The sequence below is a fragment of the Kitasatospora sp. NPDC002543 genome (assembly GCF_053594915.1).
This window is the reverse complement of sequence record NZ_JBSFWR010000232.1, coordinates 1-1,544: the sequence shown is the minus strand read 5'-3', so window position 1 is coordinate 1,544 and position 1,544 is coordinate 1. Positions and strand designations below refer to the sequence as shown.

Here is a 1,544-nt window from a genome sequence, read left to right as displayed (position 1 = left end):
ATGGCGACCAGCAGGACGTTCTTGACGCGCCGGTTGAACAGCGTGAACGGGAAGGCGACCTGTACGGCGACCGTCCCGTACGACACGAGCATCACCATCAGCCCGTGCGAGGCGAGCAGATCACCGAGGGCCGGCCAGGGCGAGAAGTAGTCCAGGTGGAGCGGGTAATAGACCGCCGTCCCGTCCTGCCAACGACTGCCCTGGATCTTGTACCAGCCGGCGGTCGCGTAGATCAGACATGCCTCCGCCATGATCACGAGAAGCGCGGCGTTGTGCGCGAGGTTCGCGATCACGTCGAGCAGCTGCCGGGGCTCGCTGTACGGGTCCCTCCGGTTCACCGCCCACCACAGGCCCTGCACGGCCCACAGCCCCCAGAACACGACCAGCCAGCCCCCGCTTACGACCCCCATGAACGTGATCGCGGAGAGCCCGAGCCCCGCGAGCCACCACAGCAACGGACCCACGACGTCGGTCGGCCCGATGTCGTCCTCACGCGCAAAGTGCTCACGCGCGCGTGCCGCTCGCCGCGCGTCCAGCGACCAGACCTGTCCGCACCGTGTGAACACCAGATAGATCGACATCAGATGGATGACGTTGTCGCCGCCGTCGCCCATGAAGATGCTGCGGTTCTGCAGTGAGAGCACGCCGATCATGAACAGGACGGACATGGTCCGGGTGCGCCAGCCCAGCATCAGAAGCGCGCTGGTCACGACTGCGGCGGCGTAGACGATCTCGAACCAGACGCGGCTGTCCGACCACATCAGAGCGGTGAAGGCGCCGTTACCGGCGATGAGCTGCTGTGCCATGTCCCAGCTCCACGGCCCGTCGGGCCCGTACAGCTCGTGGCGGTTGGGGAACTCGCGCAGCAGGAACAGCAGCCAGGTCGCGGAGAAGCCGATTCGGATCACTGCGCTCTGGTAGGGCCCGAGGGCGGACCCGGTGACGCGGTCGATGCGGTTCACCGGGCATCCGTCCCGTCAGCGGCAGCACGCGCGCGCGTGCTGTTGCCGTTTTGGCCCTGTCCCTGGCTCTGGCTGTTGCTGTTGCTGTTGCTGTTGCTGTCGAGTGCCCTGTCCGCGAACGTCACCGTCCACCAGGGAACCTCCCGGTAGAGGGGCTTGGAATCCACTTTCTCGTCGCTCCACGCGGGCGGCGCCACGTTGGTGGTCCGCGAGCGGACCTGGACGCGGGCGATGGTGGGCTGCTTACCGGCGGCCGTCTTGCCGTCGGCCGTCAGCCCGTCCTCGTGGCACAGCCGCAGGACGGCGATGCGGCGGATGTAGCGCTCGGAGAGCTGGCCGCGCAGACCGTTCGGGCGATTCTCACTGTCGTGCGCGGACACATAGAAGTCCCAGGCCCGGCGCAACTCGTTCTGCTGCGTATGGCTGGGCAGCAGATTCCCGTCGATGTCGGCGCCGTCCCGTGCGGACAGGTCGTACCAGCCGGTCGTACGCGTACCGCCGTCGGCCGTACGGACCTCCGCGCGGGCCTGCACCGCGATGTTCTGCTGGAGCGGGTTCGGCGCGAACAGCTTCCAGTTCTGC

Annotated in this window: 2 protein-coding genes; both read right to left on the bottom strand. The window is 67.4% G+C overall.

The annotated features are described in order from the left end of the window. Window positions 1-962 (bottom strand): HTTM domain-containing protein (locus tag ACWD4P_RS38175; protein WP_449782815.1); only part of this gene is annotated, 962 nt, incomplete at its 3' end. After that, window positions 959-1,544 (bottom strand): DUF5819 family protein (locus ACWD4P_RS38170; protein WP_449782814.1); only part of this gene is annotated, 586 nt, incomplete at its 5' end. The genes ACWD4P_RS38170 and ACWD4P_RS38175, both read right to left, overlap by 4 nt.